Origin of the sequence: Janthinobacterium sp. UMAB-60, assembly GCF_900095235.1 — a bacterium.
Classification (GTDB): Bacteria; Pseudomonadota; Gammaproteobacteria; order Burkholderiales; family Burkholderiaceae_D; genus Janthinobacterium.
Map to the genome: position 1 here is coordinate 24,491 of NZ_LT607507.1, position 16,771 is coordinate 41,261.

Sequence of the window (16,771 nt, forward strand, 5' to 3'; positions counted from 1 at the left end):
CAGGATCATCGTAGCGACTATGCCCAGTAGCAGCACCGTGTACTTTTCAGCAAAGGAAAAGAAGAAGGAATGGCGCGTGGCATTCATGTGGGCAAGCTCCTGGCGCTACACGAGACCGGCATAGAACTGGCGCAGCTGCTGCTCCAGCCGCTGCATTGAATAGTGCTGTTCCGCTTCCAGGCGGGCCTGGCGCCCCATGCGCTGACGCCGCGCCGGGTCGCGCAACAAGTCCGCCACGGCCGCGCAGGCGGCGTCCTCGTCGTCGAACGGCAACAGCAGGCCCCCTTCGCTATCGTGCAGGATGTCATGGGTGCCCGGCACGTCCGTGCCCACGGCCGGCACGCCGCAAGCCATGGCTTCGATGGTGGCGATGCCGAAGCCTTCGTTCTTGCTCAACAGCAGATGCAGGTCGAAGGCGGGCATCAGCAGCTCGACGCGCTGCCGGAAGCCGGCGAACACGACTCTGTCCTGCAAACCCGATTGCTGCGCCTGCAGCCGCAGCATGGCTTCCAGCGGTCCCGTGCCCACGAGCACTAAATATAGCTGGGGAAACTGCGGCGCCAGCCTGGCGAACAGGGCCAGCAGCGCTTGCGGGCGCTTTTGCGCGGAGAGTCGCGCCACGCAGCCGAGCACGAGCGCATCCGGCGGCAGCCCCAGTTCCTTGCGCGCCTGTATTCTCCGTTCCGGCGAGAAAATAAACGTGTCCGTATCGACGCCGTTGGGAATGACGGCCAGCCGCGTCTGCGGCGACAGCATGTCGCGGTACAGGTCGAGGAAATGCCGCATGGCCGAGTCCGACACGGCATACACGCCTTTGACGCCGCGAAACGCCTCTTCCAGCCGGGGCCGCTGCCAGTCGCTGAAGGTTTCCAGAGGAAACGCGTTGTGCACGCTGATCACGGCCGGCAAGCGGCATTGACGGGCCAGCCACAGGATGGAGGCGCCATATGCCGTCCAGCAAAACGCCACATGGACCAGGTCCGGCCGCAGCCGCCGCAGCCGCCAGGCGCCCGTGACCCTGGCGCGCAGCCAATTCCAGCGGCGCCATGCCCAGTGTTCGAGAAACAAAGGCGGCTCGTACACGCGCACTTGCATCTGCAGTGCGCGCAGGTCTTGCGCCCAGGCCGTAAAACCGGGAAAGCGCCGCAGCGCCAGCATGCTGTCATAGCCGGCCTTGCCAAGCATGCGCGCTTCCTGCGCCATGCGCAGTTCCATGCCGCCCAGTTCGCCGGAATAGCTGGTGATGACAATGCGCGGCAGGCGCTTTCGGCGGCCGCGCCACGCTTCATGGAAGTAGCCGCGCAGCGCGGCCATTTCCCAGTGGCACAGGAACAGCGTTTCGCGGTCCCTCCGCAGCCAGGCGCGCGCGCGGGCCAGGCCGTCGCGCAGATAGCGGCCCAGCATCCAGCGCGGCACGCCGAGCCATTCCACGCTGGGCGCCGGCGCGACGAGGCGGCACTGGCCCCGGCCAAACAGGAAGGAGCGGTGCAATATCCAGTCGGGCTGCACCTGCTGCACGCGGATGATGTGTGCCACCCTGGCCTTGGGACAGAACCAGGAAGGGTTGCCGGAACGGTATATTTCCAGGTTCAGCTTGGTTTCGCTGCCCATGGCGTAATTGGCTCCCTGCGGGCCGATGCTTTCGTCATAGCGGGCGCCCGCCTCGAAAATGCGGCGGCGAATCGCCATATTGGCGCCCCACACCAGGCCCGGATACACGGGCGCGTCGCGCAGGTCGGGGCTGGTAATGCCCCACGTCAAGCCGACAGGCGTCAGGCGCAGCAGCCAGTCGGCCGGCTTTTCCCGCCAGGCGGGCACGATGGCGCCGCCGAACAGGGCGTAGCCAGGGTGGGCCCGCGCACTGTCCTGCAAGCGGCACAGCCAGTCGGATGCGGGCATGGCGTCGTCGTCGCCAAAGACGAACAGCTCGCCGCCATCACCGCTTGAACCCAAGGCGTGCTCGACGGCGCCGTTCAGGGCGGGACTGCGGCCGCGCCGCGCCACGTAGATATAGCTCAAAGGCAAGCGGCCGCGAAAGGCGGCGAGCACCCGGCCCGTGGCGTCCGTGCTGCCATTGTCGGCGATGACCAGGCGCCAGCCGCCCACGGGCGAACGCAGCCCCATGTAGGCGCGCAATACCTGGGGCAAGGTGCCGGCGCCATTGTAGGTCGCCATGAGAACGGTCAACAAGGACATGCCTCCTTGGTCTTACCATGACAAAACTATGTAAGGACTCAACAACGTGCTGGACAGTGTTGAGCCAGTGTACCGAGCCTGCCCGCCAGCCCGTTGACAGGCATCAAGACCATGCAGGCAAAACCAGGAGCGTCCCCCTTCATGCGCGACATACTAATTACCATCATCATCCTCGGTTCGCTGCCCTTCACCCTGAAGTCACCGGCCATCGGCGGCCTGATGTGGGTATGGGTCAGCGTGATGAATCCCCACACGCAGGCCTGGGGCTTTGCCACCCACTTGCCGTTCGCCTTCATCATCGCCATCGCCACCATGGTCAGCCTGTTCATGACGCGCGAGCCGAAAAACCTGCCGCTGACGCCCGTCAGCGTGCTGCTGCTGCTGTTCGTGGCGTGGATGAATATCACGGCCCCGTTCGCCCTGTTGCCCGAGTCGTCGTGGGTGCAGTGGAACAAGGTCATGAAGATCATGCTGATGAGCTTTGTGGTCATGATGGTGATACGCACGCGGCGCGACATCGTGCGCCTCGTGTGGGTGCTGGTGGGCTCGATCGGCTATTACGGCGTGAAGGGCGGCATCTTCACCATCCGCAGCGGCGGCACGGAGCGGGTCTGGGGACCGGAAGAAACATTTATTGGGGATAACAATGCGCTGGCCCTGGCCCTGATCATCACCATTCCCCTCATGTATTACCTGCAACAAAACACGGAAAAACATCGACGCTGGGTGCGTCATGGCTTGTCCGCGGCGATGCTGCTGTCGGCCCTGGCCGCGCTGGGCTCGTATTCGCGCGGCGCGCTGCTGGCGATTGCCGCCATGGGCCTGTTCATGTGGCTGAAAAGCGACCGCAAGCTGGTGCTGGGCGCGCTGCTCGGTGCGGTCGCGCCGCTGCTGCTGGCCTTCATGCCCGAACGCTGGGCCGAGCGCATGGATACCATCAACACCTACCAGGAGGATGAATCCGCCATGGGCCGCCTGAATGCCTGGCGCATGGCCTGGAACCTGGCGCGCGACCGTTTCCTGGGCGGCGGCTTCGACGTGTCCGACGCCGCCATCTTTGCCCGCTACGCGCCCAACCCCATGGATGTGCACGCGGCGCACAGCATCTACTTCCAGGTGTTGGGCGAACACGGCTTCGTCGGCCTGTTGATTTACCTGGCGCTCGGCCTCGCCACCTGGCGCACGGCGGCCGTCATCATCCGCCGCACGCGGGGCCAGCCGGAATTGCGCTGGGCGCACGGCCTGGCCACCATGAGCCAGGCCAGCCTGATCGGCTTTGCCGTGGGCGGCGCCTTCCTCAGCCTGCTGTATTTCGACATGCCGTATTACCTGATGGCCGCCCTGATCGCCACGCGCATCATCGTCGAGCGGCAGGCACCGGCCCCCACATGGCGCCAGGCCAGGGCCAAGGCCCGGGCCGCCGTCGCGGAGCAGCCATGAGCGCCACCTTGTCCATCCTGATCTACCACCGCGTGCTGGCGCGGCCCGACCCGCTGTTTCCCGGCGAAGTCGATGCGGCCCTGTTCGAGCGCCAGCTGCGCCTTGTAAAACGTTTCTATGCGCCGCTGCCGCTGGCCGAGGCCGTGCAGCGGCTGCAGGATGGCAGCCTGCCGCCGCGCGCCGCCTGCATCACCTTCGACGACGGCTATGCCGACAATGCGCAAGTGGCCCTGCCGCTGCTGCAGCGCCACGGCTTGCACGCCACGTTTTTTATCGCCACGGGCTACCTGGACGGCGGGCAAATGTGGAACGACACGGTGATCGAGGCCGTGCGCCAGGCGCCAGGTGCCGTACTCGACTTGCGCGAACTCGGGCTGGACCGCCTGCCCGTCGCCGATCTGGCGCAGCGGCAAGCGGCCATCGCCACCTTGCTGGGCCAGCTCAAGTACCTGCCGTTCGACCGGCGCCAGCAGCTGGCCATGCAGATCCGCCGCCAGGCGAGCGCCACGGCCGGAGCGCCAGCCATGCTGAGCACGGCGCAGCTGCGCCAATTGCAGGCGGCAGGCATGACGCTGGGCGCGCACACGATGGGCCATCCGATCTTGTCCACCTTGCCGGAGCGCGAGGCGCGGCTGGACATCGCCAACGGCAAGCATCAGCTGGAAAATTTTATCCAGGCGCCCGTCACCGTGTTTGCGTATCCGAACGGCAAGGCCGGGCGCGATTACGGCGCATCCCACGTGGCGATGGTGCGCAGCCTGGGGTTCACGGCGGCCGTGGCGACGGACTGGGGCGTGGCGCGCCCCGGCGCGGGGCTGGACTTGCTGCAGCTGCCCCGCTTTACGCCGTGGGATCGAGGACGGCTGGCGTTTCTGTGGCGCTTGCGGCAAAACCGTCGGCAAGCGCACCCAGCGCGCCCGGATGCTGGCTGAGCCACTGTTCCAGCATCAGCAGCAGCCACACCATGGTGCCGTGGTAGGCAGGGTGCTCCGCCAGCAAGCGCCCTTGTAAATCGTCGATGAAGGCGGGCCGCACGATGCCGCGCCCGCGCAGCTGCGTCAGGTTGTCGAAGGCGAAGTCGCGCAGCGGCCTGTGGCTGTGCAGCCACTGGCCGAAGGGCAAGCCGAAACCGTGCTTTTTCTTGCGCACGATGGCCGGCGGCAGGATTTCCGCCAGCGCCCGCTTGAAGAAGGGCCGCAACTGCCTGCCGTCAAGCTTGTCGCGCGGCGCCAGGCGCGCAGCGAACGCCACCATCGCATCGTGCAGGAAGGGAAACGCCGCTTCCACGCCCGCCAGCTCGCACGCCTTGCGCACCTTGAACAGGTCGTTGTCGGCCAACGTAAAACGCATGTCCAGCGCCAGCAACTCATTGATCTGACTCAAGCCCTGGCCCTGCCGCTCCCAATACGCGCCATTCACGCAGCCGGGCGCCATGCCCGGGTCGATGGTGTCGATAAAACCCGCTTCCAGCACCGTGCGGTAGCCATGGCGCAGCAGCAAGTTATAGCCGTCGAGGCGGGCCGGCAGCGGCAGACTGGCCTGCTCAATGTAGCGGCGCGCCTTGTCGCCCAAGCGCCACGGCTTACTTGTCTGCTCACGGAACAGCAGCGGCTCGATGATGGCCTGGCGCAGCATGACGGGCAAGCGTTCATATTGCGACAGCAAGGCCTGGTGCGCATAGCGCTCATTGCCGCCAAACAATTCGTCGCCGCCATCGCCTCCCAGCAAACGCGTCACGCCATCGTCGCGCGCCATCTGCGCGCAATAGTAGGCGGGAATGGCCGAGGCATTGCCGAAAGGCTGGTCGAAAACGGCCGCCATGGCGGGGATCGCTGCCAGCACGTCGTCTGGCGTCACGTAGCGCTCGTGGTGGATGCTGCCCGCGTGGCTGGCGGCCAGGCGCGCATACGCCATTTCGTCATAGCCGGGCGCGTCGAAACCGATGGAATACGTGCGCGCGGGGCGGCCCGTCACCTGCCCGATGATAGTGGCCAGAGTGGAACTGTCCGTGCCGCCGCTGAGAAACGCGCCCGTGCTGGCGCTATCATTGCCCAGGCTACTTTCCACGGCCTGGCGCAGCAAGCGCAGGAATTCCTGCTTGTTGCTGGCGAAGCTGCGCCGCGCACGCCCTGCTGCCGGCTCGTGGAAGGCCAGTTGCCAGTAGCTGCCCTTGCATTGCTTGCCGCCGCGCACATGCAGGTATTCGCCGGGCAGCAAGCGCTGCTGGCCCAGATAGGCCGTGGCCGGGCCGGGCACCATGTGGAAATACAAATAGTGATACAGCGCTTGCGGATCGAGCGCGCCCCGCACGGACGGATGGGCCAGCAAGGCATCCATCGATGAGGCAAAAAACAGGCCTTGCGCATTGCTCGCATAGCTGAGGGGGTGGATGCCGGCACGGTCCACGGCCAGCAGGGCCGAGCCGGAAAAGGCGTCGAGGATGGCTAAACAGAAAGGCCCGGACAGGCTGGCGCAGGCGGCCACGCCACGGCTCAGCCACAGGGAAGCGAGGCGGGACGCCACGTCGTCGGCCGAGCCGTCGAGCACGGGCCGGCCCCAGATGGCCACTTGCAAGCCATCTTGCTGATATACATGGCGGCTGCCGTCGATGGCGGCCACGGCCACGCCGCCCACTTCGCTCAAGCTGGCGGCCAGGGGCGCGCCATCGAAACGCGACAGGGGCGCGGCCATGCCGGCCAGCGCGGTGGTCGCGGCGCCATCGGCCGTAGTGCCGCCCTGCGATGCGCCGCCCGCCGCCAGCCAACCGCACAGGCCGCTCATACGAGCACCTCGGCCGGCAAGGGATGGCCGAGAAAGGCCGTCGGGCTGGCCGTCAAGCCATATGCGCCCGACTGGAACACCACCACCAGGTCGCCCTCCCCGGCGCGCGCCATCTCCATCTGGTCGGCCAGCAAGTCCAGCGGCGTGCACAGCGGCCCTACGACGGACGCCACTTCGCGCGGCCCGCCGTGCAGCCGGTTGCCGATGGCGACCGGGTAATTCTTGCGGATCAGCTGGCCAAAATTGCCCGAAGCGGCCAGGTGGTGGTGCAAGCCGCCATCCGTCACGAGAAATACCTGTCCATGCGACTGCTTGCGCTCAATCACCTTGCACACATAGATACCGGCCTCCGCCACCAGATAGCGGCCCAGTTCCAGGTTCAGGCGCACGCCTGGTGCCGCCTGGGCCAGCAGATCGAGCTGCCGCTGCAAGCCTGCGGCCACGGGCGCCAGGTCGAGCGCCTGGTCGCCGGGAAAATACGGCACGCCGAAGCCGCCACCGATATTCAGCGTGCGCAAGGGCGATGGCGCGCTGTCGGCCAGCTGCAGGGCTAGCTGCACGCTGAGCGCTTGCGCTTCCACCAGGGCCGCCGCCGACAGGTTTTGCGAACCCGCATACAAGTGAAAGCCGTGAAAATCCAGGCCCAGTTGGCCGATGCGGCCCAGCTGCGCCGGCACCAGGGCCGCATCGACGCCAAACGGTTGCGCCCCACCGCCCATGCGCATGCCCGTGCGGCGCAGGGCGAAATCGGGATTCACGCGCACGGCCACCCTGGCCGCCACGCCCAGCCGTTCGCTGGCCAGCGCCGTCCTTTCCAGCTGGGCGCCCGATTCCACGTTGATCAAGACGCCCGCCGCCACGGCCCGCGCCAGTTCACCATCACTCTTGCCCGGCCCCGCAAAACTGATGCGTTCGGCCGGCATGGGCGTATCGAGCGCGGTGGCCAGTTCGCCGCCCGAGGCCACGTCAATGCCATCGACCAGACCCGCCAGCCATTGCACCACGGCCGGCATGGGATTGGCCTTCATCGCGTAATGCACATGCACGCCAGCGGGCAAGGCGGCGCGCAGTTCCGCCACGCGGCGCGTGATGTGCGCGCGCTCATAGGCGTAAAACGGCGTGCTGCCCACCCGCTGGGCCAGCCGCTGCAAGGACACGCCACCGAGCTGCAGCATGTCGTTGTCCACGGCGAACTGCTGGCCCAGGGCCGCGTGCGACGGCAATTCCGTGCTGTTCGAGCGGATCAAATCCTTCATGCCGCACCTCCTGATTGGAGCGCATATGCACGCGCCAGTTCCCTGGCCAGCAAGGGACGGTCGATCTTGCCATTCGGATTGCGCGGCAGCACGCCGTCGCGGATTTCCAGCCACAGCGGCACCATATAGCTGGGCAGGCGCGCGCGGCAGGCGGCCAGCACCTTGTCGCGCTGCAATGCGACACCGGGCGCGGGCGTGACGAGCAAGGCGATGGCCTGGCCCAGCACGGCATGGGGCAAGCCCAGCGCGACCGCCTCGCCCACCAGCCCGCTCGCATACGCGACTTCCTCGATCTCGGCCGGGCTGACCCGGTAGCCGGACGTCTTGATCATGTCATCGCTGCGGCCCACGAAATACAGATAGCCATCCGCATCGCGGCGCACGGTGTCGCCCGACCAGACGGCCAGTTCCGGCAGCACCAGGCCGCTGGCCTGCGGCGGCAGCGGCTTGAAGCGCTCGGCCGTGCGCGCCGCATCGTTCCAGTAGCCAAGCGCCACCAGCGCGCCACGATGCACGAGCTCGCCCGGCTCGTCGGCGTCGCACACGCTGCCGTCGGGGCGCAGCACCAGCACTTCCGCATTCGGGATCGCTTGCCCGATGGAATCGGGTCGCCGCTCCAGCTGTTCCGGCGCCAGATACGTGGAACGGAACGCTTCCGTCAAGCCATACATCAGGTAGACCTGCGCGCGCGGCAGCGACTCGCGCAGCTTGTCCAAGGTGGAGCGCTGCATCACGCCGCCCGAATTGGTGATGTAGCGCAAAGGCGTGGACAAGGGCCAGCTCAGCTGCGCCAGCTGCACCCACAGGGGCGGCACGGCGGCCAGTCCCGTGATGGCTTCCTGCTCCACGGCTTCGACGATGTCGCGCAGCAGCAGATAATTCATCAGCACGGCGCAGGCGCCGCTGGCAAAGGCCGTCGTCAGCTGGCTCAAGCCGTAATCAAAGCTGAGCGGCAGGACGCACAAAATCCGGTCATCCGGCGTGTTGCGCAGATAGCCAGACACGCTGAGCGCGCCGGCCAGCATGTTGCGGTGCGACAGCACCACGCCTTTCGGCCGCCCCGTGCTGCCCGAGGTATACAAAATGGCGGCCATGTCCGTGTCGATCGCCGCGTGCGGCCTCGGCGCGGGCACATTGGTGGGCACTGCAGTCCACGGCAGCACGCGCAGCTTGCCCAGGTGCGATTCCGGCAGGGATTCTCCCGTCAGCAGCACCGTCTGCAAGTCCGGGCAGGCGGCCAGCGCGGGACCCAGCTGCGCCAGGCGCTCGCGCGAGGTGACGAGGATGGCCACGTTGCAATCGGCCAGGATATACGCCACCTGGTCCGGCTTGAGCAGCGGATTGACGGGCACGAACACGCCGCCTGCCGCCGCCGCGCCAAACATGGCGCTGACGTTTTCCGGGCGTTTTTCCAGGTACACGGCCACGCGCGCGCCACGCCGCAAGCCCAGGGTCAGCAAGGTGCCGGCCGCTTCGCGCACGGATTGCGCCAGAGCGGCATAGCTTGTTTCCTCGCCCTGCCACGACAGGGCGGGCGCGTGGGGCGCGCGCTGCGCCGTGTCGAAGATCAGATCGTGTATCAGTGTCGCCATCGTTTCATCCCCGGGTTGCCATGATTGCCATGCATTCCCCTATGATTCAGACAAACGGCCACAGCGGTCTTGATTTTGATCAATTAACAGTTTCAGCAACACAGCTTGAGCCGGCGCAAGACCGCCGCTGGCCGCTGCGCTCTAATGGACAGCGTTGGCTGCATAGCCGCCTCACCCCTTACCGCCATGGCCCTGTTTCCACAATTTCCCCTGCTGCAACGGCTGAGCGCCAGCCTCCATCAGCTGGGCTGGCGCGACAGCGCCTGGCTGGCCGTGGCGCGCTTGCTGGCGATGGTGCCGGGCGGGCGCTACGCGCTATATCGTTATCAATTCGTCGCGCAAGCCGTGGCGCCCGGTTCGCTGTGCCGCGGGCGCGGCCAGGCCATCACCGTCATGCCCTGCCTGGCGGAGGCGGACTTGCCGCCCGGCCCCGAGCGCCGCCCCGGCGCGCTGCGCGAACGCTATCGGCAAGGCGCGCAATGCCTGGTGGCGCGTGACAAGTCTGGCATGGCCGGCTGGATCTGGCTGCTGCGCCACGGCTGCCAGGAAGACGAGGTGCGCGCCCGCTATGCGCTGGCGTCGCAGCAGTCGTCGTGGGACCTCGACGTGTGGGTGCATCCCGAGCAGCGCGGCGGCCTGGTCTTCGCCCGGCTGTGGGAAGAAGCCAACGCCGCGCTGCACGCGCAGGGCGTGCGCTGGTCGTGCAGCCGCATTTCGCGCTTCAACCGCGCCTCGCTGGGCGCCCATGCGCGCCTGGGCACGCACGCGCTGGGCACGGCCACCTTTCTCCGCTGCGGGCGCTGGCAATGGATGGCCGCCAGCCTGCCGCCGTATGTCCACTTGTCGCGCCGCCCGGACGACATCCCCTGCCTCGCCTTCGATACCTCGTCCCTGCCGCACTACCCTTCCCTGGAGCTGACATGCCGCATCTTGAAGCAGTAAAACGCATCCTCGACACCACGCTGGGCTTGAACGGGCGGGCGCTGGAAGCCCACACGCCGCTCTTGGGCAGCGTGCCGGAACTCGACTCGATGGCCGTGATCGGCGTGATCGCCGCGCTGGAAGACCATTTCGGCATCATCGTCGCCGACGACGACATCCACGCGCGCCACTTCGCCACCGTGGGCACCCTGCACGACTTCGTGTTTGCGCAGCTGCGATGATGAACGGCGCCGCCCTCGACGCGCTGCCGCTGCTGCCCTTCTTCCTGCCCGCCAGCGGCGGCCAGCGCTACTGCCTGCTGCACCTGCCACCGCCGGGCCGCGGCGCGCGCGGCGGCATTATCTACGTGCATCCGTTCGCGGAAGAACTGAACAAAAGCCGCCACGTGGCCGCCGCGCAGGCGCGCGCCTTTGCCGCCCTGGGTTACAGCGTGCTGCAGATCGACCTGTACGGCTGCGGCGACAGCAGCGGCGACTTCAGCGAAGCGCGCTGGGATATCTGGCACAACGACCTGCACCTGGCTTGCGCGTGGCTGGCGCAGCGCGTCGACGGTCCCTTGAGCGTGTGGGGCTTGCGCCTGGGCGCCCTGCTGGCCCTCGATTTCGCCAGCCGCGCGCCGCTGCCGCTGGCGCGTTTGCTGCTATGGCAGCCGGAAGCCGATGGACGGCGCGGCATCGACCGCTTCCTGCGCCTGCGCCTGGCGACCAGCATGCTGGCCGGCGGCACGCAGGAAGCGCCCGGCCACGCGCGCGCGGCACTGGCGCAGGGTGAATCTGTGGAAGTGGCCGGCTACCTGCTGGCGCCCGAGCTGGCGCTGGCCATCGATGGCGTCAGCGCGTCCGCCCTGCTGCCGTCCGTGCCCGTCTACTGGCTCGATTACCAGGCGCCGGAACAAGCGGCCGCGCCATTGCCGCCGCTGGCGCGCCACTGGCGCGAACAGGGCGCCGCCGTGCACGTGGCCAGCTTCGGCGACGGCCCGTTCTGGCACAGCGGCGAGCTGCTGGCGTGTCCGCAGCTGCTGGCCGCCACGCGCACCCTGTGCCGCGACTGGCTCGACGAAGAAAGGACGCCGCCATGAAACGCGACAGCAGTCAGCAGCACCTCACAGGGCACAGCGTGCGCGAGCTGGCCCTGCGCTTTCGCAGCGCGGCCGCAGACGGTGAAGCGCGGGCGCGCATGGTCGGCATCCTCAGCCTGCCCGCCGCACCGGGCTCGCGCGGCATATTGATCGTCACGGGCGGACCGCAGTACCGGGTCGGCAGCCACCGCCAGTTCGTCCTGCTGGCGCGCGCCCTGGCCGCGCAAGGCTGGCCCGTGCTGCGTTTCGACCTGCGCGGCATGGGCGACAGCGAGGGCAGCGCGCGCGACTACCGCGCCGCCGGCCCCGACATCGCCGGCGCGCTGGCGCAATTCTTCGTCGCCGTGCCATCGTTGCGCGAAGTGGCGCTGTGGGGCTTGTGCGACGGCGCCACGGCCGCGGCCTGCCATGCGCCGCGCGACGCGCGCGTCAATGCCCTGATTTTGCTCAATCCGTGGGTACGCAGCAGCGCCGGCCTGGCGCGCGCCACCTTGCGCCATTACTATTTGCCACGCCTGCTGCAAGGCGCGTTCTGGCGCAAGCTTGCCAGCGGCGGCGTACGCATGGGCGCCAGCCTGGCGTCGCTGCGTCAGGTGGCGGCCGCCACGCAGGCGCAGACGCAGGAAGCGCAGGAGGACGACGCGCCCGCGCCGGCCCTGCTACGGGCGCTGACGCAATTCCAGGGCAAGGTGCTGCTGATCCTCAGCGGCGACGACCTGGGTGCGCGCGAGTGGCAAACCCTGCTCAATGGCGACGGGGCCTGGCGCGCCGTCGCCGCCCGCGCGCAATGGACGCAGGCGCAGGTGGCTGGCGCCAACCACACGTTTGCCAGCGCCGCCTGGCGCGGCGAAGTGGAACAGCTGTGCGTACGCTGGCTGCAGTCATGGTAGACGTCATACCGAGCGCGGCCCGACCGAACGCGGCCCGACCAAAACGGGTGCTGATGGTCGCCTACCATTTTCCGCCGCTGGCCGGCGGCAGCGGCATTTTGCGCACCCTGGGCTTCGCGCGCCATTTGCCCGACTGCGGCTGGCAGCCGCTGGTGCTCAGTCCCAGCCCTGTCGCGTATGCGCAAACAGGCGTGTCCCAGCTGGCGCAGATCGGGGAGCGCGCCACTGTGCGGCGCACCCTGGCGCTGGATGCGGCACGCCATTTGTCCATCGCCGGGCGCTATCCGCGCTGCCTGGCGCTGCCCGACCGCTGGAGTTCCTGGTGGTTGAGCGCCGTGCCGGCCGGCCTGCGCATGATCCGCGAGTACCGCCCCGACGCCATCTGGTCGACGTACCCGATCGCCACGGCGCACCTGATCGCGCTGACCCTGCAAAAACTCAGCGGCCTGCCGTGGATCGCCGACCAGCGCGACCCCATGCTCGATGACAGCGACCCGCTGGCGCCATATCCGTCCGAAGTGCGTTTGCACCGCATGCATGCGTGGATAGAACAGCGCATCGCGGCGCGCAGCGCGGCCATCGTCTGCACCACGCCGGGCGCCATCGACGCCCACCGGCGGCGCCTGGCACAGGTGGGGCGTGAGCGCTTCCATCTGATCGAGAACGGCTACGACGAAGACGGCCATGACAGCAATCCTGCGCGCACGGGCCACCGCAGCCGCTTTTTGCTGCTGCACAGCGGCGTGATCTACCCGTCCGAGCGCGATCCGCAAGCGCTGTTCGAGGCGCTGGCAAAGCTGCGCCACGACGGCGTGCTGCATGCGCGCAATTTCCAGCTGGTGCTGCGCGCCACGGGCCACGATGCATGGCTGGCCAGCCTGCTGGTGAAATACGGCATCCTCGACCTGGTGCGCCTGGAACCGTTGCAGCCGCATGGCGCGGCGCTGCAGGAAATGCTGGCCGCCGACGGCTTGCTGCTGCTGCAGGCGGCCAATTGCAATGCGCAGATTCCCGCCAAGCTGTATGAATACCTGCGCTGCCGCCGCCCTATCCTGGCGCTGACCGACCTGGCGGGCGACAGCGCGGCCAAGCTGCGCCACTGCGGCATCGACACCATCGGCCAGCTGGCGTCCAGCGCCGATTGCGCGCGCGCGCTGCTGCGCTTCCTGGAACTGGCGCGCCAGGGCCGCGCGCCGCTGGCCAGCCCCGCGGCCATCGCCCTGCAATCGCGGCAAGCCCGCAGCAACGCCTTGGCCGACGTGCTGGACCAGGTCAGCCACAGGAGAACCGCATGAAGCACCTGATACTTGCCTGCGCCCTGGCCGCCCGCTGCGCCAGCGCCGACGCCGCCGACTGCCCGCCCTACGTCAAGGGCACCACGGGCGGCGACTACACGAGCGCGGAAGACCGCAAGGACCTGTCCGTGGTCGAACAATTCCATTTTTCGCGCGCCGTGGAAACGCTCACGCAAGGCATGACGGGCAGCCTGGGCGGCGACATCAGCTACACCCTGGAGCACTTCCCGAACCACCACCGGGCGCTGGCCTCGATGGCGAAACTGGGCTTGCGCCTGAAAAGCGCGCAGCCGGTCGGCGCCCGCTACACGGTCAGCTGCTACTTCGAACGGGCGATCGCCTACGCGCCGCACGACGTGACGGCGCGCATGGTGTACGGCAGCTATTTGCTGGCCACGGGCCAGGATGCCATGGCGCTGGAGCAGCTGGACGCGGCCAGCCGCCTGGCGCCCGAGCAGGCCACCATCCAGTACAACCTGGGCTTGATGTACGTGAAAAAGAAGGAATACGAGAAAGCCAGCGCGCACGCGCAAAAAGCCTATGCGCTGGGCTTTCCCTTGCCGGGGCTAAAGAACAAGCTGAAGGCGGCGGGCAAGTGGAAAGAACCGCCGCCCGCCGTCATGGAAGCAAAGGAGGCACCGACAACGGAAGAACCGGCCGCGCCGCCGGTCGAAAAACCTAGCGGGGAATGACGGCCGGCCGCTGGGCCACGCTCCAATGCCCCGTCGGCGAGGCGGCCAGCGCTGCGGCCAGATCGCGCCGCGACTGCGCCTTGTCGGCGGCCGCGCGGATGTGCGCCAGTTCGGCCGGCTGCAGCACGGTGGCGGTCAGCAGCATCACTGTGCCATATGGCGTGTCGAAAGAAGGGGGAAGCGTGGCCGTGCCCTGTGCCAGCAGCACGCCCACCTGTTCATTTTCGTCTTCGAGGCCTGCCGGCGCATCCCGCACGTCCAGCACCATCGACACGCTGCCATGGCGCTGCAGCAGCAAGTCGATGGAACCGTGGTCGGCCACGTTCTGGCTGACTTGATAAATCACGTCGAACAGCCACGATGCCTGCACCGCATCGCCGTCGAAGGCGGACAGCGGCGCCTCGATGCACACTTCCAGCAGGTGGCCGCGCGGCACAAACACGTCGTCGTCATCTTCGAAGGGGTCGCTCAAACCATCGCTGGCGATGATGGTCGAATCGGCACGGCGGATCACCCTCCAGGCCTGGCGCAACGATGGCCAGCGCGGGCCTCCCATGAAGGCGGAATTGAGCAGCGGCGCCAGCACGTCGGCATCCAGCGTGCCCAGGGTGGCATAAAAGGCGTCGCGCGCGGCGCAGGCCGCAGCCAGCATCTGCGCGCCCGCGTCCTTGCCGACGACGGCGTCGTCCGGTTGCGCTACTTGGGGAATGTCGTTATCAGGCATGAGATTGGTCTTTGAATTAGTCGGCGGGAGGAAAATCGTGATAGGAACGGGGCAGATAGCCCCAGATGCGCGCCACCCGGTCGCGCACCTCGAAATCGAAGCCGATGCGTTCCAGCTCCGGGACGATCCACACGCCGTGGTCGATGATTTTTTTGGGCAGCAGCATGGCCACGTGTTCTTCCGAGTACAGGCTGATGTCGAACCATTCGACGCCCAGGAACGGGAACGGCGGGTGGTAATCCCATTCCGTATCCCAGCGCGAGACGTAGCCGGACACGGAACCGTAGCGGTACGATGGCGCCCAGTCGGTCCGCCCGCGCATGAAGGCCAGCAGTTCGTTCCACTTGCAGTCGTTGGCGGCTCCCGCCAGGTTACGGCGCGCGATGTGGCCGCGCAGCTTGCGCTTGATGTCGCCGCCGCCAGCGTCGGCCAGCGGCAGGCCAGCCATTACTTCGCCACCGGCTTGACTTTCGACGCGGCCAGCACGGCGCGCGCGCGGGCCGTGTCGATATCGTCGGCCGTGGCCAGCGCCACGCCCATGCGGCGGCGGGCGAACGATTCGGGCTTGCCGAACAGGCGCAAGTCCGCGCCCGGCACGCTCAAGGCGTCGGCCACGCCTTCGAAGGCGATGCCTTTCGCTTCCAGCTGGCCATAAATGACGGCCGAAGCGCCGGGAGAGCGCAGCGCCACGTTGACGGGCAAGCCCAGGATGGCTTTCGCGTGCAGTTCGAATTCGCTCTGCACCTGGCTGGCCATGGTGACCATGCCCGTGTCGTGCGGACGGGGACTCACTTCCGAGAACCACACCATGTCGCCCTTGACGAACAGCTCCACGCCGAACAGCCCCAGGCCGCCCAGGTTATCCGTCACCTTGCGGGCGATCTCGCGCGAGCGTTCGAGGGCCAGCGGCGCCATGCGGGCCGGCTGCCACGATTCGACGTAGTCGCCCTGCACCTGCAAATGGCCGATCGGCTCGCAGAACTGCGTCTCGATCTGTCCCGACGCGCCGACGGCGCGCACCGTCAGCAGGGTAATTTCATAATCGAAGTCGATGAAGCCTTCGACGATCACGCGCCCGGTATCGACACGGCCGCCGCTGGCCGCATGCGCCCACGCCGTTTCCACATCTTGCGGGCCATCGAGCTTGGACTGGCCCTTGCCCGACGACGACATCACGGGTTTCACCACGCAGGGAAAGCCGATCTCCTGGCATGCCAGCTGCAGCTCTTGCAGGCTGCTGGCGAAGCGGTATGGCGACGTCGCCACGCCCAGCGTTTCGGCGGCCAGCGTGCGGATGCCTTCGCGGTTCATCGTCAGCACGGCGGCGCGCGCGTTCGGGATGCAGGTGATTTGCCCGGCCGCTTCCAGCGCCGCCAGGGTCTCCGTGGCGATGGCTTCGATTTCCGGCACGATCAGGTCCGGCTTTTCCAGGTCGATCAGGGCGGCCAAGGCCACGCCGTCGCTCATGTCGATCACGTGCGAGCGGTGCGCCACCGGGTGGCCGGGCGCGTTCGGATAGCGGTCGACGGCGATCACTTCCACGCCCAGGCGCTGCAGCGCGATGATCACTTCCTTGCCCAGTTCGCCGGAACCCAGCAGCATGACTTTGATGGCGGTGGAAGACAGCGGTGTGCCGAAGGTGCGGGGCGCGATGGTGCTGATGGTGCTAATGGTCATGGCGGGGTCAGGTGGCTTTGGAAAGATGGCTGGGACTATAGCAAATGCCGGCCCTCTTGGACAGGGCGCGCCAATGGTGCGGCCCCTGGCGGCGGCACTTGCCAGCGCAAGCTGGCAATGCAATAATTGAGAATGATTCTCAATTAACCATCATCCATCATCGTCCTTGCCGCCATGAACCCTGCCGCACCGCCCGACCTTACCACCC

15 protein-coding genes are annotated in these 16,771 nt (G+C 67.5%); 8 read left to right on the forward strand and 7 right to left on the reverse strand.

The window, feature by feature from the left end; all coding sequences use genetic code 11:
- Positions 1-105 precede the first annotated feature (105 nt).
- Positions 106-2,190, reverse strand: coding sequence for a glycosyltransferase (locus K0F86_RS26305; protein WP_257572388.1), 2,085 nt, complete (start codon positions 2,188-2,190; stop codon positions 106-108).
- A 147-nt stretch (positions 2,191-2,337) separates the two neighbouring features.
- On the opposite strand from K0F86_RS26305, the gene K0F86_RS26310 reads away from it, so the two are divergent.
- A complete protein-coding gene (locus tag K0F86_RS26310) occupies positions 2,338-3,636 on the forward strand; it encodes a putative O-glycosylation ligase, exosortase A system-associated (protein ID WP_219137068.1) in 1,299 nt (432 codons plus the stop codon).
- Positions 3,633-4,568: a polysaccharide deacetylase family protein gene (locus tag K0F86_RS26315; RefSeq protein ID WP_219137069.1), complete on the forward strand. Its 936-nt coding sequence runs from the start codon at positions 3,633-3,635 to the stop codon at positions 4,566-4,568. Before K0F86_RS26310 ends, K0F86_RS26315 begins: the two co-directional genes overlap by 4 nt.
- On the opposite strand, the gene K0F86_RS26320 is transcribed toward K0F86_RS26315, so the two are convergent.
- The 3 genes from K0F86_RS26320 to K0F86_RS26330 are packed head-to-tail and all read right to left on the reverse strand — an operon-like array spanning position 4,477 to position 9,265.
- Entirely contained in the window at positions 4,477-6,417 is a 1,941-nt protein-coding gene (locus K0F86_RS26320; protein WP_219137070.1) for an asparagine synthetase B, read from the reverse strand. The genes K0F86_RS26315 and K0F86_RS26320 overlap by 92 nt on opposite strands.
- Positions 6,414-7,673, reverse strand: coding sequence for a pyridoxal-dependent decarboxylase, exosortase A system-associated (locus K0F86_RS26325; protein WP_219137071.1), 1,260 nt, complete (start codon positions 7,671-7,673; stop codon positions 6,414-6,416). The genes K0F86_RS26320 and K0F86_RS26325 overlap by 4 nt, the downstream gene beginning before the upstream one ends.
- Positions 7,670-9,265, reverse strand: a complete 1,596-nt coding sequence (locus tag K0F86_RS26330; RefSeq protein ID WP_219137072.1) for an acyl-CoA ligase (AMP-forming), exosortase A system-associated — start codon at positions 9,263-9,265, stop codon at positions 7,670-7,672. Before K0F86_RS26330 ends, K0F86_RS26325 begins: the two co-directional genes overlap by 4 nt.
- A 186-nt stretch (positions 9,266-9,451) precedes the next feature.
- Between K0F86_RS26330 and K0F86_RS26335 the strand changes: the two genes are divergently transcribed.
- Genes K0F86_RS26335 through K0F86_RS26360 form a run of 6 tightly spaced genes read left to right on the forward strand, consistent with a single transcriptional unit; the run spans position 9,452 to position 14,162 of the window.
- A complete protein-coding gene (locus K0F86_RS26335) occupies positions 9,452-10,207 on the forward strand; it encodes a GNAT family N-acetyltransferase (RefSeq protein ID WP_219137073.1) in 756 nt (251 codons plus the stop codon).
- On the forward strand, positions 10,186-10,428 hold the full coding sequence (locus K0F86_RS26340) for an acyl carrier protein (protein ID WP_219137074.1): 243 nt from the start codon (positions 10,186-10,188) through the stop codon (positions 10,426-10,428). The genes K0F86_RS26335 and K0F86_RS26340 overlap by 22 nt, the downstream gene beginning before the upstream one ends.
- Positions 10,425-11,285 carry a hydrolase 2, exosortase A system-associated gene (locus tag K0F86_RS26345; RefSeq protein WP_257572389.1) on the forward strand — a complete coding sequence of 287 codons (861 nt, stop codon included), beginning with the start codon at positions 10,425-10,427 and terminating at the stop codon, positions 11,283-11,285. The genes K0F86_RS26340 and K0F86_RS26345 overlap by 4 nt, the downstream gene beginning before the upstream one ends.
- Positions 11,282-12,175, forward strand: coding sequence for a hydrolase 1, exosortase A system-associated (locus K0F86_RS26350; RefSeq protein WP_219137075.1), 894 nt, complete (start codon positions 11,282-11,284; stop codon positions 12,173-12,175). The genes K0F86_RS26345 and K0F86_RS26350 overlap by 4 nt, the downstream gene beginning before the upstream one ends.
- Complete coding sequence (locus tag K0F86_RS26355; RefSeq protein WP_257572390.1) at positions 12,169-13,470, forward strand: glycosyltransferase; 1,302 nt, start codon at positions 12,169-12,171, stop codon at positions 13,468-13,470. Before K0F86_RS26350 ends, K0F86_RS26355 begins: the two co-directional genes overlap by 7 nt.
- Positions 13,467-14,162, forward strand: coding sequence for an ABC transporter permease (locus tag K0F86_RS26360; protein ID WP_219137076.1), 696 nt, complete (start codon positions 13,467-13,469; stop codon positions 14,160-14,162). The genes K0F86_RS26355 and K0F86_RS26360 overlap by 4 nt, the downstream gene beginning before the upstream one ends.
- Here the strand turns inward: K0F86_RS26360 and K0F86_RS26365 are convergent.
- Genes K0F86_RS26365 through purT form a run of 3 tightly spaced genes read right to left on the reverse strand, consistent with a single transcriptional unit; the run spans position 14,149 to position 16,563 of the window.
- Positions 14,149-14,886 carry a hypothetical protein gene (locus K0F86_RS26365; RefSeq protein WP_219137077.1) on the reverse strand — a complete coding sequence of 246 codons (738 nt, stop codon included), beginning with the start codon at positions 14,884-14,886 and terminating at the stop codon, positions 14,149-14,151. The genes K0F86_RS26360 and K0F86_RS26365 overlap by 14 nt on opposite strands.
- A gap of 16 nt (positions 14,887-14,902) precedes the next feature.
- Positions 14,903-15,334, reverse strand: coding sequence for a DUF6678 family protein (locus K0F86_RS26370; protein ID WP_257572391.1), 432 nt, complete (start codon positions 15,332-15,334; stop codon positions 14,903-14,905).
- The gene (purT, locus tag K0F86_RS26375; RefSeq protein WP_219137078.1) at positions 15,334-16,563 is read right to left on the reverse strand and encodes a formate-dependent phosphoribosylglycinamide formyltransferase; all 1,230 of its coding nucleotides are present in this window, start codon (positions 16,561-16,563) and stop codon (positions 15,334-15,336) included. Before purT ends, K0F86_RS26370 begins: the two co-directional genes overlap by 1 nt.
- Positions 16,564-16,771 lie beyond the last annotated feature (208 nt).